A 1,947-nucleotide genomic window follows, 5' to 3' on the forward strand; every position below is an offset into this window, starting at 1 on the left:
AGCGCCGTCCGGCCCCGGCTTTCCGCGACGGGCTGCCCATCCGGGCGGGCTTCTACGTGAACTGGGACGCGCAATCGCTGAGCACCTTGCGCCGGCAGGTCGATAAGATGAACATGGTGCTGCCCGAGTGGCTGTTCGTGCCCGACGAGGCCGGGCAACTGAGCACCGACATCGACACGGCCGCCCTGGCGCTGCTGCGCCGCCACCCCGGCGTGGCCGTGGTGCCCATGATTTCGAACTACTACCACGAGCAGTGGAACGGCGGCAACGTGCGCCGGATGCTGGCCACCGAGCGCACCCGCCAGCTGTTCATCACTAATGTGTTGCAGACGTTGCGGCGCTACAACTTTCAGGGCGTGAACATCGACTTCGAGAACCTGAACCTCGACGACCGCGCCCCGCTCGAAGCCTTCCAGCGCGAGCTCTACGCCGCCCTGCACGCCGGCCATTACCTCGTGACGCAGGACATCGCGCCCCTCAACGACGACTACGACCCCGCCACGCTGGCTCGCTCCAACGACTATCTCATCCTGATGGCCTACGACCAGCACGAAACCGGCAGCGCCCCCGGCCCCGTAGCCGCCCACAAGTGGGTAGAGGACATTCTGACCAAGATGGAAGCCCAGGTCGCCCCCCAAAAGCTAGTACTCGGCCTGGCCGCCTACGGCTACGACTGGCAGACCGACGGCGGCCCGAAGCATATCGAAGGCACCGACCTCACCTATCAGGAGGCCCTGACCACGGCCAAGGAATCAGAAGGTCAGATTCATTTCGACAACGACACCTACAACCTCGATTTCAGCTACGCCGACGAGCACGACCACCCGCACCAGGTGTACTTCACCGACGCGGCCACCAACTTCAACGCCATGCGCGCCGCCGACGACCAGGGCCTGGCGGGAGTGGCCGTGTGGCGCCTGGGCTCCGAAGACCCGCGCCTGTGGGGCTTTTTTAACCGGGACTTGCGGGCTGGCAGCCTACAACAGAGCGCCCCGGCGCTGCTCCAACGCCTGCGCCGCCCGGTGGGCGCCACCGACGTGGACTACATCGGCGAGGGCGAGGTGCTGGACATTCTCAGCGGCCCGCAAAACGGCCGCATTGATTTGACCCTTGACCATCCCGACCAGCTCATCAGCGAGGAAAACTACGCCGTGCTGCCCACCAGCTACGTGGTGCGCAAGCTGGGCACGGCCCCTAAAATCGTGGTGCTCACCTTCGACGACGGCCCCGACGAAACCTACACGCCGCAGGTTATCAGTATTTTGAAAAAGGAGAAGGTGCCGGCCGCCTTCTTCGTAGTGGGCGAGAACGCCGAGAACAACGTGCCGCTGCTGCGCCAGCTCTACGACGACGGCTATGAGATTGGCAACCACACGTTTTCGCATCCCAACATTGCCGGCGTGAGCCCGGCGCGTGCCGAGCTGGAGCTCAACGCCACCCGCCGCCTCATCGAGTGCGTAACGGGGCACAGCACCATCCTGTTCCGGCCGCCTTATAATGCTGACTCCGAGCCGCAGAGCTTGCAGGAAATCGAGCCCATCATGCTGGCCAAGCGCGAAAACTACCTCACCGTGGGCGAAAGCATCGACCCGCAGGACTGGCGCAAGGGCGTCACGGCCGACGAGATTTTCGACCAGGTGGTGAAGGAGCAGGCCAACGGCAGCGTGATTCTGCTGCACGACGCCGGCGGCGACCGCAGCGCCACGGTGGCCGCGCTGCCGCGCATCATCCACTATTTCAAGCAGAAAGGCTACCGCTTCATCACCGTGTCGGAGCTGATGCACAAGCCCAAGGCTGAGCTGATGCCCGCCCTGCCCGCCGGCCCCGACCGCGACCTGGCCCAGGCCAACTGGGCCACCGTGGAGGGCCTGTATTTCCTGGAGCACGGCCTCTACACGCTCATGCTGCTGGGCATTGTGCTCACGCTGGGGCGGCAGCTGGCGGTGG

General features: G+C 64.9%; 1 protein-coding gene. It reads left to right on the plus strand.

Annotation, left to right across the window (positions count from 1 at the left end; all coding sequences use genetic code 11):
* The coding region (locus ACYVDE_RS21355) for a polysaccharide deacetylase family protein (protein WP_460503558.1) at positions 1-1,947 on the plus strand (1,947 nt) is incomplete at both ends.

It is taken from the genome of Hymenobacter agri, assembly GCF_054778495.1.